Annotated in this window: 23 protein-coding genes and 2 riboswitches; of the genes, 13 read left to right on the forward strand and 10 right to left on the reverse strand. The window is 73.6% G+C overall.

Annotated features, from left to right (window positions below; all coding sequences use genetic code 11):
* Positions 1 to 349 precede the first annotated feature (349 nt).
* Positions 350 to 1,591, forward strand: a complete 1,242-nt coding sequence (locus ACFY00_RS01385; protein WP_388026564.1) for an Ig-like domain-containing protein — start codon at positions 350 to 352, stop codon at positions 1,589 to 1,591.
* Positions 1,592 to 1,655: 64 nt separating this feature from the next.
* Here ACFY00_RS01385 and ACFY00_RS01390 read toward each other — a convergent pair whose 3' ends face one another.
* Complete coding sequence (locus ACFY00_RS01390; protein ID WP_388026095.1) at positions 1,656 to 3,095, reverse strand: purine-cytosine permease family protein; 1,440 nt, start codon at positions 3,093 to 3,095, stop codon at positions 1,656 to 1,658.
* 109 nt (positions 3,096 to 3,204) lie between these two features.
* Between ACFY00_RS01390 and ACFY00_RS01395 the strand changes: the two genes are divergently transcribed.
* Positions 3,205 to 3,852, forward strand: a complete 648-nt coding sequence (locus tag ACFY00_RS01395) for a TetR/AcrR family transcriptional regulator (RefSeq protein ID WP_388026097.1) — start codon at positions 3,205 to 3,207, stop codon at positions 3,850 to 3,852.
* A gap of 10 nt (positions 3,853 to 3,862) precedes the next feature.
* Positions 3,863 to 5,470 carry an amidohydrolase gene (locus tag ACFY00_RS01400; protein ID WP_388026099.1) on the forward strand — a complete coding sequence of 536 codons (1,608 nt, stop codon included), beginning with the start codon at positions 3,863 to 3,865 and terminating at the stop codon, positions 5,468 to 5,470.
* A gap of 193 nt (positions 5,471 to 5,663) precedes the next feature.
* On the opposite strand, the gene ACFY00_RS01405 is transcribed toward ACFY00_RS01400, so the two are convergent.
* The 5 genes from ACFY00_RS01405 to ACFY00_RS01425 form a co-directional block, all read right to left on the reverse strand.
* Positions 5,664 to 6,029, reverse strand: coding sequence for a GntR family transcriptional regulator (locus tag ACFY00_RS01405; protein ID WP_388026101.1), 366 nt, complete (start codon positions 6,027 to 6,029; stop codon positions 5,664 to 5,666).
* 105 nt (positions 6,030 to 6,134) lie between these two features.
* Positions 6,135 to 7,796 carry a cytochrome bc complex cytochrome b subunit gene (locus tag ACFY00_RS01410; protein WP_388026103.1) on the reverse strand — a complete coding sequence of 554 codons (1,662 nt, stop codon included), beginning with the start codon at positions 7,794 to 7,796 and terminating at the stop codon, positions 6,135 to 6,137.
* Positions 7,793 to 8,848, reverse strand: a complete 1,056-nt coding sequence (locus ACFY00_RS01415; protein WP_388026105.1) for a Rieske 2Fe-2S domain-containing protein — start codon at positions 8,846 to 8,848, stop codon at positions 7,793 to 7,795. The genes ACFY00_RS01410 and ACFY00_RS01415 overlap by 4 nt, the downstream gene beginning before the upstream one ends.
* Positions 8,849 to 8,856: 8 nt before the next feature.
* Positions 8,857 to 9,678, reverse strand: a complete 822-nt coding sequence (locus tag ACFY00_RS01420; RefSeq protein ID WP_388026107.1) for a c-type cytochrome — start codon at positions 9,676 to 9,678, stop codon at positions 8,857 to 8,859.
* 91 nt (positions 9,679 to 9,769) lie between these two features.
* On the reverse strand, positions 9,770 to 10,390 hold the full coding sequence (locus ACFY00_RS01425) for a heme-copper oxidase subunit III (RefSeq protein WP_388026109.1): 621 nt from the start codon (positions 10,388 to 10,390) through the stop codon (positions 9,770 to 9,772).
* Between the two features lie 304 nt (positions 10,391 to 10,694).
* On the opposite strand from ACFY00_RS01425, the gene ACFY00_RS01430 reads away from it, so the two are divergent.
* The 3 genes from ACFY00_RS01430 (at position 10,695) to ACFY00_RS01440 (ending at position 14,167) form a co-directional block, all read left to right on the forward strand.
* Entirely contained in the window at positions 10,695 to 11,120 is a 426-nt protein-coding gene (locus ACFY00_RS01430; protein WP_388026111.1) for a hypothetical protein, read from the forward strand.
* 128 nt (positions 11,121 to 11,248) lie between these two features.
* Positions 11,249 to 12,322, forward strand: a complete 1,074-nt coding sequence (gene trpD / locus ACFY00_RS01435) for an anthranilate phosphoribosyltransferase (protein ID WP_388026113.1) — start codon at positions 11,249 to 11,251, stop codon at positions 12,320 to 12,322.
* A 315-nt stretch (positions 12,323 to 12,637) separates the two neighbouring features.
* Positions 12,638 to 12,755, forward strand: a riboswitch (SAM riboswitch).
* 47 nt (positions 12,756 to 12,802) lie between these two features.
* Entirely contained in the window at positions 12,803 to 14,167 is a 1,365-nt protein-coding gene (locus tag ACFY00_RS01440; protein WP_388026115.1) for an aminotransferase class V-fold PLP-dependent enzyme, read from the forward strand.
* A 3-nt stretch (positions 14,168 to 14,170) separates the two neighbouring features.
* Here ACFY00_RS01440 and ACFY00_RS01445 read toward each other — a convergent pair whose 3' ends face one another.
* Positions 14,171 to 14,452, reverse strand: a complete 282-nt coding sequence (locus ACFY00_RS01445; RefSeq protein ID WP_388026117.1) for an Lrp/AsnC ligand binding domain-containing protein — start codon at positions 14,450 to 14,452, stop codon at positions 14,171 to 14,173.
* Positions 14,449 to 15,252, reverse strand: a complete 804-nt coding sequence (locus ACFY00_RS01450; RefSeq protein ID WP_388026119.1) for a rhomboid family intramembrane serine protease — start codon at positions 15,250 to 15,252, stop codon at positions 14,449 to 14,451. The genes ACFY00_RS01445 and ACFY00_RS01450 overlap by 4 nt, the downstream gene beginning before the upstream one ends.
* Positions 15,253 to 15,403: 151 nt before the next feature.
* Here ACFY00_RS01450 and ACFY00_RS01455 point away from each other — a divergent pair, with 151 nt between their 5' ends.
* The 6 genes from ACFY00_RS01455 to ACFY00_RS01480 all read left to right on the forward strand — a co-directional run bounded on the left by ACFY00_RS01455 (position 15,404) and on the right by ACFY00_RS01480 (position 22,636).
* Positions 15,404 to 15,670 (forward strand): hypothetical protein, encoded by a 267-nt coding sequence (locus tag ACFY00_RS01455; protein ID WP_033252369.1) that lies wholly within the window; start codon positions 15,404 to 15,406, stop codon positions 15,668 to 15,670.
* Positions 15,671 to 15,851: 181 nt separating this feature from the next.
* Positions 15,852 to 17,237 carry an NYN domain-containing protein gene (locus ACFY00_RS01460; RefSeq protein WP_388026120.1) on the forward strand — a complete coding sequence of 462 codons (1,386 nt, stop codon included), beginning with the start codon at positions 15,852 to 15,854 and terminating at the stop codon, positions 17,235 to 17,237.
* Positions 17,238 to 17,434: 197 nt separating this feature from the next.
* The gene (locus ACFY00_RS01465) at positions 17,435 to 18,472 is read left to right on the forward strand and encodes an NlpC/P60 family protein (protein ID WP_388026122.1); all 1,038 of its coding nucleotides are present in this window, start codon (positions 17,435 to 17,437) and stop codon (positions 18,470 to 18,472) included.
* 364 nt (positions 18,473 to 18,836) lie between these two features.
* Positions 18,837 to 18,990: riboswitch (cyclic di-AMP (ydaO/yuaA leader) on the forward strand.
* Between the two features lie 10 nt (positions 18,991 to 19,000).
* Entirely contained in the window at positions 19,001 to 20,071 is a 1,071-nt protein-coding gene (locus ACFY00_RS01470; protein WP_388026123.1) for an NlpC/P60 family protein, read from the forward strand.
* A 208-nt stretch (positions 20,072 to 20,279) separates the two neighbouring features.
* Positions 20,280 to 21,341 carry an NlpC/P60 family protein gene (locus ACFY00_RS01475; RefSeq protein ID WP_388026125.1) on the forward strand — a complete coding sequence of 354 codons (1,062 nt, stop codon included), beginning with the start codon at positions 20,280 to 20,282 and terminating at the stop codon, positions 21,339 to 21,341.
* A 221-nt stretch (positions 21,342 to 21,562) separates the two neighbouring features.
* On the forward strand, positions 21,563 to 22,636 hold the full coding sequence (locus ACFY00_RS01480) for a hypothetical protein (protein WP_388026126.1): 1,074 nt from the start codon (positions 21,563 to 21,565) through the stop codon (positions 22,634 to 22,636).
* Positions 22,637 to 22,665: 29 nt separating this feature from the next.
* Here the strand turns inward: ACFY00_RS01480 and ACFY00_RS01485 are convergent, their stop codons facing one another.
* Positions 22,666 to 23,571, reverse strand: a complete 906-nt coding sequence (locus ACFY00_RS01485) for a carbohydrate kinase family protein (protein ID WP_388026128.1) — start codon at positions 23,569 to 23,571, stop codon at positions 22,666 to 22,668.
* Between the two features lie 71 nt (positions 23,572 to 23,642).
* Positions 23,643 to 25,025 (reverse strand): glycosyltransferase 87 family protein, encoded by a 1,383-nt coding sequence (locus ACFY00_RS01490; protein WP_388026129.1) that lies wholly within the window; start codon positions 25,023 to 25,025, stop codon positions 23,643 to 23,645.
* Between the two features lie 256 nt (positions 25,026 to 25,281).
* Between ACFY00_RS01490 and ACFY00_RS01495 the strand changes: the two genes are divergently transcribed.
* Positions 25,282 to 26,424, forward strand: a complete 1,143-nt coding sequence (locus ACFY00_RS01495) for a glycosyltransferase family 4 protein (protein ID WP_388026131.1) — start codon at positions 25,282 to 25,284, stop codon at positions 26,422 to 26,424.
* Positions 26,425 to 26,505: the final 81 nt, after the last annotated feature.

Here is a 26,505-nt window from a genome sequence, read left to right on the forward strand (position 1 = left end):
GGCCCCCGGGTCCGCGGGGGAGCACCCCCCCCCGGGTACCCCCGGGGGGCCCCCGGGTGGGGGTGTCGGGTGGGGGGGGGGTGTTTTGGCCCCCCCCCGCCCCCCCCCCCCCCCGCGGGGGGGGCCGGGCCCGCCCCCCCCCCCCCGCCCCGGGGGGGGGCCCCCCCCCCCGGGGGGGCCCCCCCCCCCCGCCGTCGTTCCCCGGGTTACCGGGCGTCATCCCCCGCCCGGGTTACCCGGAGTGCCGACCGGGTGACGTCTTCCTAGGCTCTGGGCAGGTTCATACCCCTGGGAGGTTCCGTTGAAGGGCTCTCGGATATCCGGCTCCCGCCGGACCGCACTGGCCGCGATGCTGGTGCTCACCCCCGCCGCCGCCTGTTCGTCCGGCGGCACGTCGGAGAAGGAAACGGCCCGTCAGATCGACGTGGCCCCGCTGATCCACACCTCGGCCGCCGGGGAGAAGGCCGACCCAGCGAAGGCGTTCAGCGTCACCACGGACGGCAGCAACAGGCTCGCCGCCGTCACCGTCACCGGCCCCGACGGAAAACCGGTGGCCGGTGAGCTCGCCGCAGACCAGCAGCACTGGCAGACCACCGACCCGCTCCGGGCCGGGGCCGCGTACACCGTCAAGGTCGCGGCCGAGGACGGCAAGGGCGGCCACGGCGAGACCGACGCCACCTTCAGCACCGCGGAGGCGCAGCACGTCGTCACCGCCGAGCTCGGCCCCGACAGCTCGGGCAGCGGCGTCTACGGCGTCGGCCAGCCGCTCACCGTCAAACTCTCCGAGGCGGTCACCGACCCGGCGGCCCGGCAGCAGATCGAACGCGGCCTCACCGTCACCTCGCAGCCCGCGGTCACCGGCGCCTGGTACTGGGTCGACGACGAGAACCTGCACTTCCGGCCGCAGGAGTACTGGCCCGCCAACACCACCGTCAAGCTCGCCTACGACCTGCCCGGCATCCGGATCTCCGACGGCGTCTACGGAGGCGAGCAGCAGAGCCTGGCCCTGCGCACCGGCGACCGGGTCGAGGCGCTGGTCGACGCCGGCACCGACCAGCTGACGTACAAGCGCAACGGCGAGGTGGTGAAGACCATCCCGGTCACCACCGGCAAGCCCGGCTTCGACACCCGCAACGGCGTCAAGGTGGTGCTGGGCCAGGAGTCCGACGTCCGGATGAGCAGCGAGACCATCGGCATCGCGGCGGGCAGCAGCGAGGCCTACGACCTGGACGTGAAGTGGGCCACCCGGGTCACCTGGAGCGGCGAGTACGTCCACGCCGCGCCGTGGTCGGTGTGGGCGCAGGGCAAGGAGAACGTCAGCCACGGCTGCACCGGGATGAGCACTGACGAGGCGAAGTGGTTCTTCGACAACACCCGCGTCGGTGACATCGTGCAGGTGGTCAACAGCAAGGGCCACGAGATGGAGCCGTTCGGCAACGGCTTCGGCGACTGGAACATCGGCTTCGACGAGTACGTGAAGCACAGCGCGCTGGGCAAGCCGGTCAGCACGGCCCCGGCGGAGGCGGTGAACGCGACGCCGAGCCCGTCGGTGAACACCGGCCCGAGCCCGTCGGCCGGCGCCGGCCGGTGACGCGCGGCGAGGTCCCCGCACCCCTGACAGGGATGCGGGGACCTCGCCGTTCGGCCGGACGGGGCTATGCGGCGCGGGCGCGGGCGCGGCGCGCGAGCAGCCAGTAGGTGGCGGCGGCGGTGAGCATGCCGGCCGGGAGGGACAGGTCGGTGCCCCCGGCGAGGCGGGCCAGGGCGCCGGTGAAGACCGGGGTGGCGAGGCAGAGCGTCGCGGCGGCGGTGCCGAGCAGGAGGGCGGCGGCTCCGGCCGGGTTGACGCCGTGGGAGTACCAGTGCGGGGAGCCGGGGGTCTCGTCGGTGAGGTCGGGGCCGTGGTAGCGGTTGCGGCGCAGCAGGATGTCGGCGGCGTAGACGGCCATCACGGGGCCGGTCAGGGCGACCATCAGCTCCAGCACGTTGTTGACGGTGTCGAGGAAGTTGGAGACCAGCAGCGCGTACAGGGTCAGCGCGACGCCGAGCGCCCCGTCCAGGGCGACGCTGCGGGAGCGGCGGATGCGCAGGCCGACGGCCTGGAGGGCGAGGCCGGAGGAGTAGGCGGTCATGGCGTTGTTGGCGACCGCGCTGAGCACGACGGCGAGCAGGAAGAGCGGTCGCAGCCAGCCGGGGAGGACGGCGGTGAGGGCGGCCTGGGGGTCGGTCATGTCGAGGGTGGTGGCGGCGAGGGTGCCCAGCGCGGTGAACAGCACGCTGGGGACGAAGGCGCCGAGCGCCGTCCAGCCGGCCACCGCGCGGGGGGAGGCGGTGCGGGGGAGGTAGCGGGAGAAGTCGGCGCTGGTGGAGTAGGAGAGCGGCGCGGAGGCGATCAGCGCGGTGCCGCCGGCCAGGGCGGCGACCAGGGCGCCGCCGTGCAGGGGTTCGGCGGGCCGGTAGTGCCAGTCGGTGTGGCCGCCGGTCAGCAGGTAGCCGGTGAGCAGCAGGAAGACCGCGGTGAGGACGAGGGTGAAGGGCCCGTACAGCCGGACGATGGTGGCGTGGCCGTAGACCGAGATGGCCAGGGTGGCGGCCGCGATCGAGGCGATGACCAGGACCTTGAGCGGGGTGCCGGGGGCGAGGCCGGCCCGTTCGGCGAGGCCGAACGCGGCGAGCGAGGCGGCGGCCCAGTTGAGGGCCAGGTAGCAGACCGAGACCAGCCAGCCGGTGACGGCGATGTTCACCCGGTTGCCGCGGACGCCGAACATGGCCCGCATGATCACCTCGCTGGGGGCGCCCGCGGCCGGGCCGCTGACGGCGAGCAGGCCGACGCCGGCCCAGAGCAGGTTGCCGACCACGATGACGGCCAGCGACTGCCACAGGTCGAGCCCGATCAGCACCAGGGTGCCGCCGACCACCAGGTTGAGGTAGCTGACGTTGGGGGCGGCCCAGACGGCGAACAGGTCGCGGGGGCGGCCGTGGCGCTCGGAGTCGGGGATGTGGTCGATGCCGTGGGCCTCGATCCGTCCGGCCCGGTCGGCCGTGGGCGGGGGAGTGGGGAGCTCCGTGTGGGGGTCTGGAATCGTGGATTCCATGGAGTCCTCCGAGGTTTCGAGTGCGGGTGCCGGTGCGGTCGGCGGTGCGGGAGCGGCCGATGCGGAAGGCGGCTTGTCTATTGGTCGCACATCCAATAGCGTGCGGGGCATGTCGTCAAGCGTCCAGCCGAAACGGGTGCGCAAGAACCCCGAGGCCAGGCGGGCGGAGATCGTGGCCACCGCGGCCCGGATCGCCCTCGCCGAGGGCCTGGAGTGCATCACGATGCGGCGGGTCGCCGAGGAGCTGGACGTCCGCCCCGGGCTGATCAGCCACTACTTCCCGGTCGCCGAGGAACTGGTCGCCGAGGCCTTCGGCACCGCCGCGAGCGGCGAACTGGCCGACCTGCTGCCCGACGCCGACGCCGCCCTCCCGGCGGTGCGGCGGCTGGCCCGCTTCCTCGAACGCACCGAGGGGCCGCGCTACGACGAGCTGAGCCGGTTGTGGCTGAACGCCCGCCACCTCAGCCGGTTCCGCCCCGCCCTGCGGGAGCGGGTCGGCCAGCAGGAGGCGCGCTGGCGGGACGCGCTGACGGCGCTGCTGCGCGAGGGCGTCGCGGCCGGGGAGTTCCGCACCCCGGACCCGCACGTCACCGCGATCCAGCTCCTGGTCGTCCTGGACGGCCTGGGGGCGCACGCCAACACCGACCGCACCGGACGACCCGCGGCGGTCACCGGCATGGCGCACGCCCTCGCCGAACGCGAACTCGGCCTCCCGGCCGGGGCGCTCGGCACCCCGCACCGACCGCACCACCGCTGAGGAGCCCCCCGTGCACCCCGACCTCGTCCTGACCAACGCCCGGCTGCTCGACCCCGGCAGCGGGGCCTTCCTGCCGCACGACACGCTCACCCTGAGCGGCGGCCGGATCGCCGGGTTCGGGCCGGACGGCGGGCGCGGGAGCGGCGCCGAGACGGTCGACCTGGACGGCGCGGTGGTCGTCCCCGGGCTGGTGGACGGCCACCTGCACCCCGTCTCGGGCGCCGAGCGCACCGCCGGAGCGGACCTCTCCGGCTGCACCGACCTGGCCGGGCTGCGGGCCGAACTGGCCGCCGCCCGGCGGGAGTTGAAGGACGGGCAGTGGCTGCGCGGCTGGGGCCTCGACCCGAACGCCTTCGGCGGCCTGCCGGTCTCGGCCGACAGCGTGGGGCCGGTGCTGGACGGCGTCCCCGCCGCGATCGACCTGTTCGACGCGCACTCGATGCTGGTCAGCCGCCGGGCCCTGGAGCTGGCCGGGATCGACGGGCCGCGCCGCTTCGACCAGGGCTCGGCCGAGGTGGTCTGCGACGCCTCCGGCCGCCCCACCGGCCTGCTGCTGGAGGACGCCGCCTGCGAGCTCGTCGAGGCCGTCGCCCCCCGTCCGAGCTTCGAGGAACTCTGCCGGGCCAGCGCCGACGTGCTGCGGCGGATGGCCGCGGCGGGCCTCACCGGCGGCCACGCGATGGACGCCAACGGCGAGAGCCTGGCCGTCTACGCCGCCCTGGAGGAGCGCGGACAGCTCCCGCTGCGGCTGCGGATCGCCCCCTGGGTGCAGCCCGGCGCGGGCCCGGCGGAGCTGGCCGAACTCGTCCGGCGCCAGGGCACGGGCGGACGGCGCTGGCGGGTCGAGGGGGCGAAGCTGTTCATGGACGGCACCATCGACAACGGCACCGCCTGGCTCGAACACCCCGACTGCCACGGCGAGTCCACCGGCGCGTTCTGGCCCGACCCCGCCGCGTACACCCGGGTGATCGGCGAACTCCACCGCGCCGGGGTGCCCACCGCCACCCACGCGATCGGGGACGCCGCCGTCCGTCACGTCCTGGACGCGGTCGAGCGGGCCGTCGCCGAGCACGGGGCGGGCGCCCGGCACCGGGTCGAGCACGTCGAGACGGTGCCCGACGACACCGTCGCCCGGTTCGCCGCCCTGGGCGTCACCGCCTCCATGCAGCCCACTCACTGCACCGACTACACCCGGGCCGACCACACCGACAACTGGTCCCGGCGGCTCGGCGAGGAACGCGCCAACCGGGCCTTCCGCTGCCGCGACCTGGCCGCCGCCGGAGCCCGGCTCGTCCTCGGCTCGGACTGGCCGATCGCGCCCTTCGAACCGCTCGGCGTGATGGCCGGGGCCCGCCACCGGCGCCCCAGCCGCGACCTGGACCAGCCCCCGCACCTGCCCGGTCAGGCCCTCACCCCGCTGCAGGCGCTCGTCGGCTACACCCTCGCCCCGGCCTGGGCGGCGGGCGAGGAGGACCGCGCCGGACGCCTCGCCCCCGGCCACCGGGCCGACCTGACGGTGCTGGCGGACGACCCGCTGACGGTGCCGGACGCCGAACTGGCGCGGCTGCCGGTGCTGATGACGGTGCTCGGCGGGGAGGTCACCCACCGGGCGCTCTGAGGCCCCGCGGACGGCGGCGGGGGGGGGGGCCCCCGGGGGGGCCGGGGGGGGGGCGCCCGCCGCGCCGGGGGCGGGCGCCGGGCGGCCCCCCGCGCGCGCCGGCGCCCCCCCCCCCCGCGGGCCCCCCGCCCCCCCCCCCCCCCCCCCCCCCCCCCCCCCCCCCCCCCCCCCCCCGCCGCGTTCCCGGGGCCGGTCAGCGGTAGGCCACGCCGAGGGCGTTGGCGACGGCGGCGAGGGCCTCGTCGCGGGTCAGGCCGAGGCGGGCGGCGCGGGCCGCGTACTCGGCGGCGGCAGCGGCGGCCAGGCGGTGCGCGGTGTCGCCGGTGGCGGCGACGGTGGTGCCGGCCCGGCCGCGGGTCTCGACCACGCCGTCCGCCTCCAGCTCGCGGTAGGCGCGGGCCACCGTGTTCGCGGCGAGGCCGAGCCGCTCGGCGAGGGCGCGGACGGTGGGGAGCTTCAGGCCGACCGGGAGCTCGCCGGTGCGCGCCAGGTCGGCGATCTGCGCGCGGACCTGCTCGTAGGGCGGGACGGGGGACTGGGCGTCGATCACCAGGTGCACCCGGTCAACATAACAGGGCGCCGCGCCGCCGCCCCCGGCATGCCAGAACCCCCCACCGGCCGGGACCGGTGGGGGGTTCTGACGTGGCGTGACAGCTACACGGGATCAGTGGTGGCCGTGGCCGCTGGTGATCTCGTGGTACTCCTCGGTGGTGGGCTTGGCGATCTGGTTGCCCTCGCCGTAGAAGCCCTCGGAGAGCTTCACCCGGGTCTTGGCGATCACGCCGGCCTTGCGGGCCACACCGTTCTCGTCCGTCTCGGCGGGCAGCTCCAGCGGCTGGGGCTGCTCGTGGGCGGTGAGGGTGTGCAGGTCCTTCTGCGCCAGCGGGGTGTGGACCTCGACGAACTCACCGTGCGGCAGGCGCTTGATGATGCCGGACTCGCGCCCGTGCAGCACCTTCTCCTTGTCGCGGCGCTGCAGGCCGAGGCACCAGCGCTTGGTGACGATGAAGGTGATGACCGGGACCACGAAGAAGCCGACGCGGACCGAGTAGGTGATCGTGTTGATCGACATGTGCAGGTGGGTGGCGAACAGGTCGTTGCCACCGCCGACCAGCAGGACCAGGTACAGCGCGATCCAGGCCGCGCCGAACGCGGTGCGGACCGGGGCGTTGCGCGGGCGGTCCAGGATGTGGTGCTCGCGCTTGTCGCCGGTGACCCAGGACTCGAGGAACGGCCACACCGCGATCGCGACCAGCACCAGCGGGAAGATCATCAGCGGGATGAACACGCCCAGGTTCAGCGTGTGGCCGCCCCAGACGGAGATCTCCCAGCCCGGCATGAAGCGGATCAGGCCCTCGGCGAAGCCCATGTACCAGTCGGGCTGGGCGTCGGTCGACACCTGGTCCGGACGGTACGGGCCGTACGCCCACACCGGGTTGATCGTGGCGACCGCGGACATCACCGCGATGATGCCGAAGACCAGGAAGAAGAAGCCACCGGCCTTCGCCATGTAGACCGGCATCAGCGGCATGCCGACGACGTTCTTCTCGGTCTTGCCCGGGCCCGCCCACTGGGTGTGCTTGTGGTAGAAGACCAGGATCAGGTGCGCCACCAGCAGGCCCAGCATGATGCCCGGGATGAGCAGCACGTGGATGGTGAAGAAGCGCGGGATGATGTCGGTGCCCGGGAACTCGCCGCCGAACAGGAACATCTGGATGTAGGTGCCGACGATCGGCACCGCCAGGATCGCGCCCTCCATGAAGCGGATGCCGGTGCCCGACAGCAGGTCGTCCGGCAGCGAGTAGCCGAAGAAGCCGTCGAAGAAGCCCAGGCACAGCAGCAGGAAGCCGAACAGCCAGTTGATCTCGCGCGGCTTGCGGAACGCGCCGGTGAAGAAGACGCGCATCATGTGGACGAACATCGCGGCCACGAAGACCAGCGCGGCCCAGTGGTGGATCTGGCGGATCAGCAGACCGCCGCGGACCTCGAAGCTGATGTTCACCGTGGAGGCGTACGCCTCCGACATCTTGATGCCGTTCAGCGGCAGGTAGGTGCCGTGGTAGACGGTCTCCGCCATGCTCGGCTTGAAGAACAGCGTCAGGTACACACCCGTGAGGATGATGATGATGAAGCTGTAGAGGCAGATCTCACCGAGCATGAAGGACCAGTGGTCCGGGAAGATCTTGCGCAGGTTGGCCTTGGCCAGGGAGTAGATCCCCAGTCGGCCGTCCACCCAGTCGGCGGTCGCCTCGGCCTTGTTGGCGGGCTTGGCACGGGTGCTGGCCGGCTTGGAGGCACTGCTCCTGGTGCCGCTTGCGGAACTCATCGCGGACGCTCCCAGTAGCTCGGGCCGACGGGCTCGTCGAAGTCGCCGGTGGCGACCAGGAAGCCCTCCTCATCGGTGGTGATCTTCAGCTGCGGCAGCGGGTGGCCGGCCGGGCCGAAGATGACGCGAGCGCCGTCCGCCAGGTCGAAGGTCGACTGGTGGCAGGGGCAGAGCGCGTGGTGGGTCTGCTGCTCGTACAGCGAGATCGGGCAGCCGACGTGGGTGCAGATCTTCGAGTAGGCGAGGATGCCCTCGAAGCCCTTCGCCCGGGACTTGTCGTCCTTGATGTCCTCCGGGGCGATCCGGATGAGCATCAGGGCGTCCTTGGCGATCTGCTGCTGGAAGTCCTCGGCCGACTCCTCGAGGCCCTCGGGCTTCGCGAAGGTCAGCGAGCCCTGGAGGATGTCCTCGGGCTTCATGGCCGTGTCGGTGTTCATGTTGACCAGGCGGATCGGCTGGCTCGGCTTCGCCTTGTCCCAGCCGGTGTGCAGGAGCTTCTTCTCCGGCAGCGGGCCGAGGTCGCGCAGCAGCACCAGGCCGGACAGCGGCACCAGGGCCATCGAGCCGATCAGGGTGTTGCGGATCATCTTGCGGCGGCCGAAGCCGGATTCCGCGGCACCGGTCTTGAACTGCTCGATGACGTCGTTGCGGACCTCGTCGTCGGCCTCGATCGGGTGACGCTCGGCCGGCAGCTCGTGGTCCGACATCAGGGTGCGGGCCCAGTGGACCGCGCCCGCGCCGATGCAGAACAGCGCGACGCCGAGGGTGGTGCCCAGGGCGAAGTTCAGCGCGCTGACGTGGCCCAGCGGGAAGATGTAGACGATCTTGTCGGCGTCGATCGACGCGTAGGACGCGATGAAGCCGACGGTCGCCAGCATCGAGACCACGAACAGCAGCGACACCTGGCGCTCGGCCCGCTTGGCGGCCCGCTCGTCGATGTCGGTCCGGCGCGGTTCGTGGGCCGGCAGGCCCGGGTCGGCGAACGGGTCGTCGTGGGTGACGACGTCCGTGCCGTGGGAGGCGGCGTGCGCCTCCGGCAGGTTCTCTGACATGTCGTGGCTCATGACTTCTTGGCCTTGGTGGTGTGGGCGGCGACCCAGATCGCGATGACGATCAGCGTGCCGAGACCGAAGATCCAGCCGAACAGGCCCTCGGTCACCGGGCCGAGGCTGCCCAGGGCGAGACCGCCCTGGTTGGGCTCGTCGTTCGTGTGGCGGACGAACGCCACGATCTCGCGCTTCTGCTCCTCCGGCATGGTGGTGTCGGGGAAGGACGGCATGTTCTGCGGGCCGGTCTGCATGGCCTCGTAGATGTGCTTGGCGTCCACGCCCTCCAGGGACGGGGCGTACTTGCCGTTGGTCAGCGCGCCGCCCTTGCCGGCGAAGTTGTGGCACTGGGCGCAGTTGGTGCGGAACAGCTCACCGCCCTTGGCCACCTGCTCGGCGTTGGTCGCCGGGTTGTCGGAGGGCTGGTACTGCTTGCTGTCCGGAGCGACCGGGCCGGGGCCGAGCGAGGCCACGAAGGCGGCCAGCTGGTCGATCTCGGTCTGGGAGTAGACGACCTTCTTGCGCGGGACCTGCGCACCCGGCTGCTGGGCCGGCATGCGGCCGGTGCCGACCTGGAAGTCGACCGCGGCCGAGCCGACGCCGGCCAGCGACGGGCCGTCGGAGGTGCCCTGGCCGTTCAGGCCGTGGCAGGAGGAGCAGCCGACGGCGAAGAGCTTCTTGCCCTCGTCGATGGCGAGCGACTGCGCAGAGCTGTCGGCCTGTGCCTTCTCGGCGGGCGCGAAAGCGGCGTAGAGCCCCCCGGTGGCCGCCAGGGCGAGAAGTAGGACGACGACCGCCGCCAGTGGGTGGCGCCGTCGTGCGGAGAGCTTTTTCACGGAATAACCCCGGTGTCAGGATCTGGTCGGCAGCAGCCTGCCCCTGACGCCCAGGCGTCGAGGTGACGCCGGGTCAGGGGCGGGGCGGCTGTTACTTGATCAGGTAGATGGTCGCGAACAGGCCGATCCACACGACGTCGACGAAGTGCCAGTAGTACGACACCACGATCGCCGCGGTGGCCTGCTCGTGCGTGAAGCGCCGCGCCGCGTAGGTCCGACCGAGGACCAGCAGGAAGGCGATCAGACCACCCGTCACGTGGAGTCCGTGGAAGCCGGTGGTCAGGTAGAACACCGTGCCGTACGGGTCCGAGGACAGCGACAGGCCGTCCTTCTTGACCAGCTCGGTGTACTCGAAGATCTGGCCGCCGATGAAGATGGCGCCCATCACGAAGGTGATCGTGAACCACGAGCGCAGCTTCTTCACGTCACCGCGCTCGGCGGCGAAGACGCCGAGCTGGCAGGTGAGCGAGGAGAGCACCAGGATCGTGGTGTTGACCGAGGAGAACGGCACGTTGAGGGCACTGGCCTTCTCGTGCCAGAACTCGGCACCCTTGACCGAGCGGAGGGTGAAGTACATCGCGAACAGGGCCGCGAAGAACATCAGCTCCGAGCTCAGCCAGACAATGGTTCCGACGCTGACCAGGTTCGGCCTGTTGACCGCTCCGTGCGCGTGTCCGGTTTCTGTTGCTGTTGCTGTCGCCACGACGGACATTATGTCGGTCCCTTATTCCGTCTTCACGCCGGGGGGTCTCCCTCGGAGTGTCCGGTGCGTGAGGTATGCCCGCCTCGCGCACCGTCCGTTTTCTGACGGTTGTTCGGACGGGTGAGCGCGCTGGGCCGGCGGGGTGACCCCGGGGCGCGGCGGCTTGAGCGAGATCGCGCCGGGGTCTCCGCAGGACGGGCCCGCGGGAGTAGCATCCGTCCCAGGACGTGGCCCGGGTCACACTGGGCCGTTCGGTCGGGGCCGCCCGGCATGGGCACACATATAAGAGGACGAGCACCAGGAAGCAGGGGCCATGGCGCAGCACTCCGACGAGACGCTCACCGTTCTCGTCTACAGCGACGACCGCAACACCCGTGAGCAGGTGACCCTCGCCCTCGGCAGGCGGCCCGCCGCGGACGTCCCCGCCCTCGAGTACCTGGAGTGCGCCACCGCGCCCGCGGTGCTGCGCGCCCTGGAGAAGGGCGGGATCGACCTCTGCGTCCTGGACGGCGAGGCCGTCCCGGCCGGCGGGCTCGGCCTGACCCGGCAGCTGAAGGACGAGATCTACGGCTGCCCGCCGGTCCTGGTCGTGATCGGCCGCCCGCAGGACTCCTGGCTCGCCGCCTGGAGCCGGGCCGACGCCGCCATCTCGCACCCCGTCGACCCGGTCGCCCTCGCCGACGCCGCGACCGCGCTGCTGCGGGCCCGGCTCGCCCGGCGCGCACCCGCGGGGCGCTGACCCGCCGACCCTCCCGCCGCAGCGTCTCAACTGGAGAGAAGGGGACGGCAACCCCGGGCGGCCGTCCCCGCTCGCTCGATAGGCTGACGTCCATTCCTCTGGGACGTAGACGAGAGCTGGAGTCGGCCATGGTGAACGCGCACTCTGCGAACGGCGGTAGCGACCCCGCGCAGGTGGTCCGCACCTGGCCGGACCTGCTGAGCTCGCTGCTGCAGGGCAACGACCTCGCCCAGGCCGACACCGCCTGGGCGATGGACCGGATCATGAACGGCGAGGCCAGCCCCGTCCAGGTGGCCGGGTTCCTGGTCGCCATGCGCGGCAAGGGCGAGACGGTCGAGGAGATCGCCGGCCTGGTCGAGACGATGTACGCGCACGCCCTGCCGCTGGACATCCCCGGCCCGGCGGTCGACATCGTCGGCACCGGCGGCGACCGGGCCAGGACCGTCAACATCTCCACCATGTCCGCGGTGGTCGCCGCCGCGGCCGGGGCGAAGGTCGTCAAGCACGGCAACCGGGCCTCCTCCTCGGCCTCCGGCTCCTCGGACGTGCTCGGCCGGCTCGGGGTCAACCTGGAACTCTCCGCGGAGCGGGTCGCGGCGGTGGCCGAGGAGGTCGGCCTGACCTTCTGCTTCGCCGCGAAGTTCCACCCCTCGATGCGCCACACCGCCCAGGCGCGCGCCGAGCTGGCCGTCCCCACGGTCTTCAACATCCTCGGCCCGCTCACCAACCCGGCCAAGGTCACCTCGCACGCCATCGGCTGCTTCGACACCCGCCTCGCCGGGCTGATCGCCGGGGTCCTGGCCCGGCGCGGCGCCCAGGGGCTGGTCTTCCGGGGTGACGACGGGCTCGACGAGTTGACCGTCACCACCACCTCGAACGTGTGGGTCATCCGGGACGGCGGGGTCACCGAGACCCGGTTCGACCCGCGCGAGGTCGGCATCGAGCTGGTCGGGATCGAGGCGCTGCGCGGCGCCGACCCCGAGTACAACGCGGAGGTCGCCCGCCGGGTGCTGGGCGGCGAGCGCGGGGCGGTGCGGGACGCCGTCCTGCTCAACAGCGCGGCCGCGCTGGTCGCGCTGGAGCTGACGGACGCGCCGCTCACCGAGCAGATCGCGGCGGCGATGGTGCGGACGGCGGCGGCGATCGACTCCGGCGCGGCGGGGGCGCTGCTGAAGCGCTGGGCGGAGGCCACGCACGCGTAGCGGCGCAGGTACCTTCAGGGGCCCGGGGAGAACGGCGAGGCGCGACATCAGGGGCCCGGGGAACGGCGAGCTCGGGGCTGCTGGCGGTGCACTGCCGGTGCGTGCGGTGGCTTCGGGTTCTGTTACTGCGGCCCGAAGCGGCGCGGACCTCCGATGGGCTCCGGCCGCCAGCAGCACGGACTCGCCGTTCCCCGAGCCCCTGATGGGGCTCTGCCGTTCCCCGAGCCCCTGATGGTGCGTGCTCGTCTGCCGAAGGGTGTTCCGGGATGTGGACGGGGGTTGAGACGGGGCGGGGTTCGTGTAATCTCTTCGCCAGGTCATGAGTGACAGCGCGAAGCCCCAGCTGGCTGTCCGGCAACCCTCCGTCCGTGGCGGGGTGCCCTGGGTGAGGACCGGGCTGCGCGGCGACAGGTCCGCGTGGCAAGCGCGGACTTCCGGTGTCGCACCTCCGGGGTCCTGACCCCGTGGAGGAGTGCACCCATGTCCGTTGCCACCGAGATCTGCGAGCCGCTGGCCGTGCTGGGCGGGGACGTCGAGGTTCCGCTGGCGTCCGGGGAGAAGGTCGGGTACGCGGCGCTGGACTACGCGGCGAGTGCCCCGGCGCTGAAGCGGGTGTGGGACGACGTCGCGGCGTACGCGCCGTACTACGGGTCGGTGCACCGCGGGGCCGGGTACCTGTCGCAGCTGTCGACCGACCTGTTCGAGCAGAGCCGGCGGACCGTCGCCGGGTTCCTGGACCTGCGCGACGGCGACCAGGTGGTGTTCACCCGGGCGACCACCGACTCGCTGAACCTGCTGGCGGGGGCGCTCCCGGCCGGGACCGAGGTCTTCGCGTTCGAGACCGAGCACCACGCCTCGCTGCTGCCGTGGCGCCGCGAGGGCCTGACGGTGCGCTACCTGCGGGCGCCGCGTTCGCACGCGGAGGCGGTGTCGGCGCTGGAGGAGGCGCTGCTGGGCGCGGCCGAGGGGCCGAAGCTGTTCTGCGTGACCGGCGCGTCGAACGTCACCGGCGAGCTGTGGCCGGTCAAGGAGCTGACCGCGGTCGCCCACCGCCACGGCGCCCGGGTGGTGCTGGACGCGGCCCAGCTGGCGCCCCACCACCGGGTCTCGGTGCGGGAGTTGGACGTCGACTGGGTGGCGTTCTCCGGCCACAAGCTGTACGCGCCGTTCGGCGCCGGGGTGCTGGCGGGCCGCTCGGACTGGCTGGACGCGGCCGAGCCGTACCTGGCCGGCGGCGGGGCGAGCCGGACGGTGGCCCGCGAGCTGGACGGCTCGGTCGCGGTGGAATGGCACACCGGCCCGGCCCGGCACGAGGCCGGTTCGCCGAACGTGATCGGCGCGTACGCGATCGCCTCGGCCTGCCGGGCGCTGGACGAGGCGGGCTTCGAGGCGCTGGAGGCCCGGGAGCGGGCGCTGGTGGCGAAGCTGACCGAGGGCCTGGCGGCGATCCCCGAGGTGCGGGTGCTGAGCCTGTTCGGCGAGGGCTCGGACCGGGTCGGCGTGGTGTCCTTCGTGGTGCGCGGCTGGAACAGCTCGCACTTCTCGGCCGCGCTGTCCGCCGAGTACGGCATCGGGGTGCGGGACGGGCTGTTCTGCGCGCACCCGCTGGTGCGGACCCTGCTGGGCGGGGAGGAGGCCGCTCCCAGCGAGTGCGGGGCGCCGGAGCCGTCGCTGCCGGGGGAGCGCAGTCTGAACGCGATCCGGGTCAGCTTCGGCGCCGGGACCCCCGTCGAGCACCTGGACCGGTTCCTCACCGCGGTGCGGGAGCTGGTCAGCGACGGCGCGAAGTGGAGCTACCGCAACGAGGGCGGCCGCTGCGTCGCCGACACCCGGCAGCAGGGCTGAGGCTCAGCCGTCCAGGCCGAGCGAGAACGCGGCCTCCAGGTCGTGCTGCGAGTAGGTGCGGAAGGCGATGTGGGTCTCGGTGTTGGTGACGCCCGGGACCTTGTTGACGCGGCCGGGGATCACCTCGGCCAGGTCCTCGTGGTTGCGCACCCGGACCATCGCGACCAGGTCGTAGGTGCCGGTGACGGAGTAGACCTCGCTGACGCCCTCGATCGCGGCGATCGCCTCGGCGATCTCGGGGATCCGGTCGACGTCGGTGTTGATGAGGACGATCGCGGTGATCACTGGGCGACTCCTGTTCGAGAAGGTCCGCCCAGGGTATCGCCCGACGGACGGGCGGCCCACGCGAACAACCAGCCCGTCACGAAGCCGATCACGTGCACCAGGTAGGCCACCCCGTCGCCGCCGGAGGTGACCGACCAGAACTGCAGGACGAACCACAGGCCGAGCACCAGCCAGGCCGGGAAGCGCAGCGGCAGGAACAGCAGCAGCGGCACCAGCGCGGTCACCCGGCCCCTCGGGTACAGCCGCAGGTACGCGCCCAGCACCCCGGCGATCGCGCCGGACGCGCCGACCAGCGCCCGCACCGCGTCCGGGGTGCCCGCCTCGGCCAGCGCGTAGCCGTAGGTGGCCAGGCAGCCGATCCCCAGGTAGCCGATCAGGAAGCGGACCCGGCCCAGCCGGGCCTCCACGGCCGGGCCGAAGACGAACAGGAACAGCAGGTTGCCGATCAGGTGCAGCCAGCCCGCGTGGACGAACAGCGCGGTCAGCACCGAGAGTTCGGGGATCTTGCCGGGGGTGGCCGGAAGCACGCAGCCGGGCGCCGCCGGGGGGAGCACCGACAGCTGGGCGGCCGTCAGGGGGCGGCCGCCCAGCAACTCGGTCGGGACGGCGCCCCAGCGGTGCTCGTAGCGCTGCTCGGCGCAGGCGCGGGCGTCGCCGCTGCCGTACAGCGGGTTCAGGCCGGCCGGGCCGACCAGCATGACCAGGGCGGCCAGCGCGATCAACAGGTACGTGGCGACCGGGGTGCCGGTGGCCCGCTCGGCCGCCGGCGAACCGGCCCGGGCGGGGGCGGAGAGCACCATGCCGGTCAGCATTCCTCGGGGGCGCACCCGCGACACCGGGCGCTGCTCCGGCCGGGTGAGCGTCCGGGCTGTGGACCGGTGATCCGTCCGTGCGGCGGCAGGCAATAGGCTGGAGGCCCGGAACCGGGACCAGCCGAGAGGGACCAGACTGATGAGCATTGCCGCGCCGACCGCCGAGACCCGCTGGCGCTGCACCCTGTGCGGCAACCTGACCCGGTTCGACGTCACCCGTTCGTCCCGGGTGACCGACTTCCTGCACTTCGACCTCTCGGGCGAGTCCAAGGTCGAGGAGACCCAGGTGCTGTCCGAGACCATCGAGTCGGTGCGCTGCCGCTGGTGCAACGCCGTCGACCAGGTCGAGCTGGTGGCCCGTCCGGGCGCCGAGGAGCCCGCGGAGGGCGACGCCCCGCAGGGCTGAGGCCGTACCCGACCGCCCCGCGCCCCCGTCCGCCCCGGACGGGGGCGCGGGGCGGACTCGTCGGCGGGGTGCTGTCGGTGCGGCACGGTAGACGGGACAATTGCAGCAGCGGCGGACCCCAGCGCCCCGCCCGGCACCCGCCGGGAGGGCCCCGCCCGGACCAGGATCGGAGCCGAGGACAGTGGCGGAGGCAGCGAACGCGCCCGCGGGCACGGACGGGACCGCGCCCGCCCCGGCCCCGGACGTGCCGGGCGATCCGGAGACGACCGGCCGCCCCCTGCCCGAGGGCGTGCGCCGACGGGTGGTCGGCATCGCCTCGGACGCGCTCGGCGGCATCGCGCCGGGCGAACTGCCCGCCTCGCTGCGCCCGTACGCCAAGTTCACCCCCGCCCGGCGGGCCAAGTACGCGGCGACCGCGCTGGCCGCCGCGCTGGAGTCCGACCCGGCGTTCCGGGTCCGGATAGCCGAGCGGCTGCGGCTGGGCCAGCCCGACCTGGTGCAGGCGCTGGAGGCGGGCACCGTCCCGGCCGCCGCCGACCCGATGGACGTCGCGGCCGCCGCCTACCTGGTCCGCCCGTCCGGCTGGGCCCGGCTGGTGGAGGAGGCGGGGGAGGCGGCCGAGCGGGTCGACGCCGAGGGGGCCGCCGCCGAGGCCGCCCGGCTCGCCGAGAGGCTCCAGGAGGAGTTGGCGGAGGCCCGGGCCGCGGCCCGCGGCGAGCTGGAGCGGCACCGGGCCGAGGCCGAGGGCGTCCGCAAGGAGGCGGAGTCGCTGCGCAAGAAGGTCCGCTCGCTGGAGGCGGACACCCGGCGGGCGCAGGCCGAGAGCCGCCGTCTGCTCGGGGAGCTGGAGGCGGCCCGGGCCACCGCGGCCGCCGAGCGCAGCGCCGCCGAGAGCGAGGCCCGGCGGCTGCGGCACCGGGTCGCCGAACTGGAGGCCGCGGTGGAGAGCGGGCGGCGCACCGCCCGCGAGGGCCGCAGCGTGGAGGACATGCGGCTGCGCCTGCTGCTGGACACCGTGCTGCAGTCGGCCCAGGGCCTGCAGCGGGAGCTGGCGCTGCCGGTGACGGCGCTGCGCCCGGCCGACCTGGTGGAGGCGGTGGAGCCCGGTTCGGCCTCGCCGCACGACGTGGCCCGGCGCGGCCTGGCCGAGGACGACCCGGCGCTGCTGGACCAGCTGCTGGCCCTCCCGCAGGTGCACCTGGTGGTGGACGGCTACAACGTCACCAAGACCGGCTACCCCCAACTGCCGCTGGAGCAGCAGCGGATGAGGCTGCTGGGCGGCCTGGCGATGCTGGCCCAGCGCACCCAGGCCGAGGTGACCTGCGTGTTCGACGGCCAGGACCTGGACGTGCCGGTGATCATGGCCCCGCCGCGCGGCGTGCGGGTGCGGTTCAGCCGCACCGGGGAGACCGCGGACGAGCTGATCCGCCGCCTGGTGCGGGCCGAGCCGCAGGGGCGGCCGGTGGTGGTGGTCTCCGCGGACCGGGAGGTCGCGGACGGGGTGCGCAAGGCGGGTGCCCGGCCGGTGGCCTCGGTGCTGCTGCTCAACCGGCTGGCGCGCAGCTGAGCGGGTGGCTGGGGCGAGGTCAGGGGGCCGCCCGGCGGCCGGAGTGTGACGGTCCGGTGAAGGGGGTCGTGCGGGGCGGGCCGGAAGCCCCTCGGGAGTGGACGCGGGGGTGGGGACTTCACTAGGGTCTGGCGTCAAACCTATATTCCGGACTGTCACTCGTTGGGGTGAGTCCAGCAGGAAGAAGGAGCACCCCCTTGGCCTCCCACCGCCGTCCCAAGCAGCCGAGCCGTGCGCGGATCTCCGTGTTCACCGCCGCCGCCGCGACCGCGGTCGCCCTGACGGCCCAGGCCAGCGCGCACGCCGCCCCGGCCCAGCCGAACAAGGACGAGGTCAAGGCGCAGGTCGACAAGCTGCTGGAGGAGCAGGAGCAGGCGGCCGAGAAGTACAACGGCGCCAAGGAGCGGGCCGACCAGCTGCGCAAGCAGGCCGCCGACCTGCAGGACCAGGTGGCCCGCGGCCAGGAGCAGTTGACCGAACTGGCCTCCGGGCTCTCGGTGGTGGCCGCCGACCAGTACCGGCAGGGCGGCGTCGACCCGTCGATGCAGCTGATGCTCTCCTCCGACCCGGACCAGTACCTCACCAAGGCGTCCTCCTTCGACCAGGCCGCCAGCACCCAGGCCGAGACGCTGAAGTCGCTCAAGGACCAGCAGCGCCGCCTGGACCAGCAGAAGCAGGAGGCCGCCCAGGTCCTCAGCGAGCTGGACAGCCAGACCCAGGCGCTCAACGACGCCAAGAACGACGTGAACAGCAAGCTCGCCGAGGCGCAGAAGCTGCTGGCCAAGCTGAGCGCCGCCGACCGGGCCGCGATCCTGCAGGGCAGCGGCGGCAGCGCCTCGCGCAGCGCCTCCCGGGTCGACCCGAGCACCCTGCCGCAGGCCAGCGGCTACGCGGCGACCGCCGTGGCGGCCGCGCTCGGCAAGCAGGGCTCGCCGTACGTCTGGGGCGCCACCGGGGCCAGCACCTTCGACTGCTCGGGCCTGATGGTGTGGGCGTACAAGCAGGCGGGCGTCTCGCTGCCGCGCACCTCGCAGTCGCAGGGCAGCTACGGCGTGAACGTGGGCACCGACTGGCACAACGCGCAGCCGGGCGACCTGGTCGTCTACTACAGCGACCGGCACCACGTGGGCATGTACATCGGCAACGGCCTGGTGGTGCACGCGCCGCGCACCGGTGACGTGGTGAAGACGATGAAGGTCGACACCCTGCCGATCTCCACCATCCGCCGGGTCTGACCGCCCGGCGAACCGGACAAACGCCCCGCAGGGCGACAACTGACGCCTCGTGACACGCCCGGCCGGGTCGAGATCTCCCTGTGATCTGCGACACGTCCGGGCGTGGTGTTTCTCGACCACATGGTGAGAATTACTACGCTCCGTGTAATGGATTGATCACGTTCGGTCAGATTTGCCGGGGTATTTGATTCAGAATCAGATTTTTTTCCGACAAGGATTTGAACGGATCACGGATCGGTTACTAGGGTCTTGCCTCGACCACCGCAGAGTCGATCGCCCAAGGGGGGCGGCGGCGGAGGTCGCCGCCGAGTCCGTGACGCAGCGGGCAGACCGTCAACACCGGGTCTGCTGACGGGATACCCCCGCGGGGGTGCTGTCGAACGGAGCCGGGGAACCACGTTCCCCCGGGGTGAATCGGCGCCAGGTCGACCGCCGTGCGCGGTCGGTGAGGCGCCGTAGGGCCTTTCTTCCGGCCCGAACCCGTCAGCTCACCCGGTAGGCGGTGTGAGGAAGAAGGAGTCCGCCTTCGTGGCGTCCCATCGCCGTCCCAAGCCCGTCGGCCGTGCCCGGGTCTCGATTCTCACTGCCACCGCCGCCGCTGCCGTGGCGCTGTCCGCCCAGGGCGGGGCGCACGCCGACCCCGCGCCGACCAAGGACCAGGTCAAGCAGCAGGTCGACCAGCTCAACGAAGAGGCCGAGGTCAAGACGGAGGCGCTCAACGCCTCCGTCGAGAAGCAGCAGGAGCTGCAGAAGCAGGTCGGCCAACTGCAGGACCAGCTCGCCCGGCAGCAGGAGCAGGTGACCACCGCCCAGGAGGGCCTGGCGGGCATCGCCGCCGAGCAGTACCGCACCGGCAACATGCCGCAGACCATGCAGCTGATGCTCTCCAGCAGCCCGGACGCCTTCCTCGGCCAGGCCGGCACCATGAACGCGGTCGGCTCCACCCAGGCCGACCTGCTGAAGACCTTCAAGAACGAGCAGGCCAAGCTCGACGCCCAGCGCAAGGAGGCGGAGGCCAAGCTCGCCGAGCTGGACGCCACCACCAAGTCCCTGCAGGCGGACAAGGAGGAGGTCAAGGCGAAGCTGGCCAAGGCGCAGGACCTGCTCAACACGCTGACCCAGCAGGAGCGCGAGCAGCTCGCCGCCGCCGAGGCCAAGGCCGCCGCGGACGCCAAGGCGCAGGCCGACGCCGCGCAGCGGGCCTCCCGCGACACCGTCCGGGTGGAGCTGAACGCCCCGGCGTCCTCCAGCTTCTCGGGCAACGCGGTCGGCGCGGCGGTCTCCAAGCTGGGCAGCTGGTACGCGTACGGCGCGGCCGGGCCCAGCACCTTCGACTGCTCCGGCCTGATGCAGTGGGCCTACAAGCAGGCCGGGGTCTCCATCCCGCGCACCTCGCAGGCGCAGGCCGGGGCGGGCACCAGCCTGGGCACCAACATCGCCAACGCCCGGCCGGGCGACCTGATCATCTACTACGGCGACCAGCACCACGTCGGCATGTACGTCGGCAACGGGCAGATCATCCACGCCCCGCACACCGGCGCGCAGGTCCGCTACGAGTCGGCGACGGCCATGCCGATCAACCGGATCGTCCGGATCTGACGGCCCGTCCGAGCCCGCGGCCCGGTACCCCGCACGGGGTGCCGGGCCGCTCTCGTCTGATTGTCCGATTCGCGGTCAAATATTCGGTGCTGTCGGGGTTTGGACTGGATCGTTCTGACTCGCTAACCTCTGCCCCCGGGCCCCCGCGAGGACGGCCGTCCGACCGCGGACGGCGGCGGAGGCCGGCCGCAGAACGGAGCCGTCGCACGTGTCCGTGCACCGCCGCACCCCACTGCCCGGCGTCCAGCGCCTCGCCCGGGCCCTGGCGCTCACCGCCGCGGCCACCAGCGCGCTCGGACTGACCGTGGGCGGGGCCGCCGCCGCCCCGCTCGCCCCGGCCGACCCGCCGAACCGCAGCGAGGTCAAGCAGCAGGTCGACCAGCTCTACGAGGAGGCCGAGCGGGCCTCGGAGAAGTACAACGCCGCCCAGGAGCAGCAGAGGCGGCTGCTGGCCGAGGCCGGCTCCCTGCAGGACCAGGTCGCCGCCGGGCAGGAGGAGATCAACCGGATGCGCGGCGACCTGGCCGCCGTCGCCGCCGCCCAGTACCGCAGCCAGGGCCTGGACCCCACCGTCCGCCTGATGTTCGACCAGGACCCGGCCGGGTACCTGACCGGCGCCCGCTCGCTCGAACAGGCCACCGCCCGGCAGGCCGACAGCCTGCGCGAGCTCGCCGAGCGGCAGCGGCGGCTCGACGAGCGGCGGCACGAGGCCGGGGCCAAGCTCGCCGAGCTGGAACAGGTCCGACAGGAGTTGGCCGCCGCCAAGGAGGACGTCCGCGAGCGGCTGGCCGGGGCCCAGCGGCTGCTGAACGGCCTCGCCCCCGCCGAGCGGGCCAGGATGGCCGCCGACGACGCCCGGGAGGCCAGGCAGCGCGCCGCCCGCGGCGCTGACCGGATCGACCTGGGCAACCAGCCGCCCTCCTCCGACCGCGCCGCCGTCGCGCTGGCCGCCGCCATCTCCAAGATCGGCTCCCCCTACGTCTACGGATCCACCGGCCCCGGCACCTTCGACTGCTCCGGTCTGATGTACTGGTCGTGGCGGCAGGCCGGAGTGACCCTGCCGCGGACCTCGCAGGCGCAGGCTTCGGCCGGCCGGCGGGTGAGCCTCGCCGACGCCCGGCCCGGAGACCTGGTGATCTTCTACAGCGACAGGCACCACGTCGGCATGTACGCCGGCGGGGGCGTCGTCGTGCACGCGCCCTACCCCGGCGCCCGGGTCCGGTACGAGAGCGTCAGCGCGATGCCGGTCAACACGGTGGTGCGGGTCTGAGCCTCGTCGACGAACCCCTGGTCACCGACCTGCCGCCGGCCGCCGGGCCGCCGCCGCGGGCCGGTGCCCCGCTGTCCCGGCGCGCCGCCCTGCTGCTGGCCGCCGCCGGGGCCGCCCAGCTGTCGCCGCCCCGGGCCGCGCCCGCCCGGCCGGCCCCCGCCGCCGCGCCCGCGCCCGGCGGCGGCCCGGCGCTCCCCGGGCTGCGGGAGACCGTCGAGCAGTTGCTGGACCGGCGCGGCCGGGCCGTCGCCGCGCGGGACACCGCCGGGCTGCTGGCCGTCGCCGCGGCGGGCTCCGAGGAGGCCGACCGCGACCTGCTGACCCGCACCGCCGGGCTGCGCCTCACCGCGTACGCGCTGCGGCTGACCGGCTTCGTCGAGCCGCCCGCCGACGCGGAGCGGTTCACCGTCGGCGCCGAGCTCGGCTACCGGCTGAGCGGCGTGGACGACTACCCGGCGCTGCTGGAGCGGCAGGTCGAGCTGGTGCGCGAGCCGGCCGGGTGGCGGGTGGCCCGGGAGACACCGACCGGAGCGGCCGCGCCCTGGGACCTGGGCACCGTCCAGGCGGTGGAGGGCAGGCACGGCCTGGTGCTCGGTCTCGGCGACGGCGCGGAGCTGACCGCGCTGGCCGAACTCGCCGACCGCGCGATGCCCGCGGTGGAGGCGGTCTGGGGCCCGTCGGGGGCCCGACTGGTGCTCGAACTGCCGCTCACCGAGCAGCAGTTCGCCCGCCGGATGGACGTCTCCGCGGACGCCTACCAGGGCATAGCCGCGGTCACCCTGGCGGTCGGCGGCGCCCCCGTGCACACCCCCGCCGACCGGATCGTGGTCAACCCCGACGCCTACCGGCAGCTCAGCGAACTCGGCCGCCGGGTGGTCGTCACCCACGAGGCCACCCACGTCGCCACCCGGGCCGACACCAAGCCCTGGACGCCGCTGTGGCTCTCCGAGGGCGTCGCCGACTACACCGGCTACCTGGGCGCCGGGCGCACCGCCCGGCAGATCGCCCCCGAGCTCACCAAGGACGTCCGGGCCGGGCGGGTGCCCGCCGCGCTGCCCGCCGACGACGCGTTCACGGCCGGGGCGGCGGACATCGCCCAGGCCTACGAGCAGGCCTGGATGGCCTGCGACCTGATCGCCCGCCGCTACGGGCAGGACCGGCTGGTGGCGCTCTACCGCACCGTCGGGGCCTTCGGCGAGGGCGGGCTGGAGCGTGCGATGAGAGCCCAACTCGGGACCGGCGTGGCGGAGTTCACCAGGGCCTGGATCACCGAGGTGGCCGGGCTCCGGGACTGACCGGGACCGGCCGGGACCGGCCGGGGTGCTCAGGAGGCGCCGAGCGCCCGCTCCAGGCCCGCGGCGTCCAGGAAGGCGGTGTGGGTGCCCGCGACGGTGCAGGTGTGCGCCCCGGCGACCGCCCCGGCCCGCATGCACTCCTCCACCGGGCGGCCCGCCAGCCGCCGGTGCAGGAACCCGGCGACGAAGGCGTCGCCCGCGCCGTTGCTGTCCACCACCGGCGCGCCCGGGTCGACGGTCGGGAAGTGCCGGGGCGCCTCGTCCTCGCGGGTCAGCAGGAAGGCGCCGTCCGCGCCCGCGGTGGCCACCACCAGCTCGGCCCGGCCCCGCGCCAGCACCGCGCGCATCGCCGCCTCCGGGCGGTTCGCCAGGCCCGCGGCGGAGAGGAAGACCACGTCCGAGCGGAGGGCGTAGTGCAGGTGGTGCGCGTTGACGCCGTCCCAGGCGTGCAGGTCGGTGGAGCTGGTGCGGCCCAGGCGCTCGATGTCCGGGTACATGTCCCGGTTGACGCCGGTGATCGACAGGTGGACGTGCGCCGAGCGCTCCAGCAGCGGCAGCCAGAACTCGCGCGGCAGCCGGGCGTCGGCCGGGTGGCGGCCGTCGTAGAAGGAGAACCGCAGGCCGCCCCGGTCGACCAGGTTGACGCTGCGCGGGGTGCCCGCGGGGGCGGGCAGGTGGCTGAAGTCCAGGCCGCGGCGGGCGTACTCGGCCAGGACCAGGGCGCCCTGCGGGTCGTCGCCGAGGAAGTCGGCGAACTTGGTGCGCAGGCCGAGTGCCAGGCAGGCCAGGGCCACGCCGTTGCCGGTGTGCGCCGGGTAGTCCAGCACCGGGGGGACGTCGATCGAGTCGCGGCCGGGCGGGACCTCCAGCCGGTCCACCCGCACGATGGTGTCCACGCCGACGCCGCCGACGATCAGGATGTCGTAGTCGATCATCCGGCGATGGTGGCAGGCCGGAACCCCGCCCTGCAAGGACTTTCAGAAACTTGCAGGAAGTGCCTGCCGGATCAGGCGCGCTCCGCCGGGGTCAGGTCGTCCAGCAGGTCCTGCTCGTAGGCGATGCCCGGGCGCACCGGGTACTGCGGGGCGACCTGCTCGGCCGGTAGCACCACCGTCGTCAGCGCCTCCCGCCGCCGGGTGGAGCGCCACAGCCGGTGCGCCGAGACCACCGTGGTCGCCACCAGCAGCAGGTTGCGGGCGGTCAGCACCAGGACGCCGCCCAGCTCGCTGCGGTTCACCGCGCCGAACATGATCGGGAACTCCATGGTGGTCAGCACCGCCGTGACCAGCACCATGACCGCCACCGGACGCTGGCTGCTGCCGCGCACCGTCAGGCACACCGCCGCCAGGCCGACCACCCAGATCATGTACTGCGGGGAGATCACCCGGCTGGTCGCGGTGAAGACCAGCAGCGCGCACAGCGCCGCGTCGAGGGTGGTCGCCGAGGTCCAGCGGGCCGCCCGCAGCCGCCACACCAGCAGCCAGCCGAAGCCCGCCACCGACAGCCCCATCATCACCTTGGTGATCACCGGCACCCACGGGCCCAGGAACTCCACCGAGCCGTAGTTCATCGTCACGGTGCCGTTCCAGGCCCCCGCCAGCTTCGCGAAGTGCAGCGGCAGCGCGCCCACCGACTCGATCTCGATGCCGCGCTCCGACTGGAACTTCAGGAACTCGAACGCCCCGTTCATCCCCGCCGTCAGCAGGAAGCCCAGCGCCGCCGCGGACGCCACCGCCGAGGTCCACGCCCGCCTGGTCCGCCGACCGCGCGGCGAACCGATCAGCGCCAGCAGCGGCCACACCTTCACCATCCCGCCCAGGCCCAGCAGCACCCCGCTGAGCGCCGGGCGGCGCAGCATCACCAGCAGGCCCGCCACCGCCAGCGCCGTCACGATGATGTCGTACCGGCAGTACACCGTCGGCCCCAGCAGCGGCACGCCCACCACCCAGTACCAGCCGCCCAGGTAGCTGCGGCCCCGGCGGCTGCCCGCGCGCATCAGCAGCGCCATCGCGGCCGCGTCCACCACGCCGCAGATCACGAAGAACGAGACCAGGTACGACCAGGGCAGCAGCCCCGGCGCCAGGATCACCAGCGCCGCGCCCGGCGGGTACTGCCAGGTCACGTCGTCCAGCGGGAACGTGCCGGTGCGCAGCACCTCGTACCAGCTGTGGTAGATCACCGAGATGTCGGTGGTCACGTCGGTGTCGGCGATCCGCAGCACGCCGGCGACCATCAGGACGATCAGCGTCCGGGTCGCCACCCATCCGGCGGCCAGCGCCCAGAGCGGACGACGGCTCGGCGCGGCACCGGCGCCGACCTGGGACGACGGCTGGGGCGAGGGCACCGACGGCTCCGCGCCACCGGCCTTCTCGGCCTGGGCTGACTCCACTGCGCTCCTTCGGGTCGTCGCACGCACGCCGGGACACCGGACACGTCGGGGGCCTCACCGGTTAAGGACAACCGCCCCGCCCCAACGGTTGCGACGGCGCCCCCAACCTTCACCGAACCGTGTCCGGGCCGCCCCGGAGGGCCACCGTCCGGTCCGGTCGGCGGACCGGCCGCGTTCCCGGTGAACGGACACGGTGACCTATCGTACGGACCACTCACAGGTAGTCCGAGCACCCCCCGACCGAGCGAGCCGCGGCATGCACAAGACCCTCATCGTCACCAACGACTTCCCGCCCCGGCCCGGCGGCATCCAGGCGTTCGTCCACAGCATGGCCGTCCGCCAGCCCGCGGACTCGGTCGTGGTGTACGCCTCCACCTGGAAGGACGGCCGGGAGGTCGCCGAGTTCGACGCCCGGCAGCCCTTCCGGGTGGTCCGCGACCGCACGAGGATGATGCTCCCGACCCCGCGGGTCACCCGGCGGGCCGCCGAGATCCTCCGCGCCGAGGGCTGCACCTCCGTCTGGTTCGGCGCCGCCGCCCCGCTCGGCCTGATGGCCCCCGCCCTGCGCCGGGCCGGGGCCGAGCGGCTGCTCGGCATGACCCACGGGCACGAGGCCGCCTGGGCCCAACTGCCGCTCTCCGCCCAACTGCTGCGCCGGATCGGGTCCGGGACGGACGTGCTCACCTACCTCGGCGAGTACACCCGTTCCCGGATCGCCCGCGCCGTCGGGCCGGACGCCGCCCGGCGGATGGTCCAACTCCCGCCCGGGGTCGACGAGTCGACCTTCCGGCCGGACTCCGGCGGCGACGCGGTGCGGGCCCGGCTCGGGCTCAGCGGGCGGCCGGTGGTGGTGTGCGTGTCGCGGCTGGTGCCGCGCAAGGGGCAGGACACGCTGATCCGGGCCCTGCCGAGGGTGCTGGCCGCCCAGCCCGACGCGGTGCTGCTGATCGTCGGGGGCGGGCCCTACCGGGCCGAGTTGGAGAAGCTCGTCGACACGGTCGGCGTGCGCTCCTCGGTCGTCTTCACCGGCGCCGTCCCCTGGGAGGAGCTCCCCGCCCACTACGGGGCCGGGGACGTCTTCGCGATGCCCTGCCGCACCCGGCGCGGCGGACTGGACGTCGAGGGCCTCGGCATCGTCTACCTGGAGGCCTCCGCCACCGGACTGCCGGTCGTCGCCGGGGACTCCGGCGGGGCGCCGGACGCGGTCCGCGAGGGCGAGACGGGGTACGTGGTGCCGGGAGTGGGCGGGGAGGGGGTGCTCGCGGAGCGGCTGGTGCGACTGCTCGGGGACGCGGGGCTGCGGCGCGAGATGGGCGAGGCCGGGCGCAGGTGGGTGCACGAGGCCTGGCGGTGGGACATGCTCGCGGAGCGGCTGACGGGGTTGCTGCAGGAGCGGTGAACCCGTTCCGGGGCCGCGGCGCGGGACGGGGGTCCGTCCGGTGCCGCGACCCTGCGGTGGGTGGGTGGTCGGTCGCGCAGT

The sequence above is a fragment of the Kitasatospora sp. NPDC001540 genome (assembly GCF_042894345.1).
In the GTDB taxonomy this organism is placed as follows: Bacteria; Actinomycetota; Actinomycetes; order Streptomycetales; family Streptomycetaceae; genus Kitasatospora; species Kitasatospora phosalacinea_C.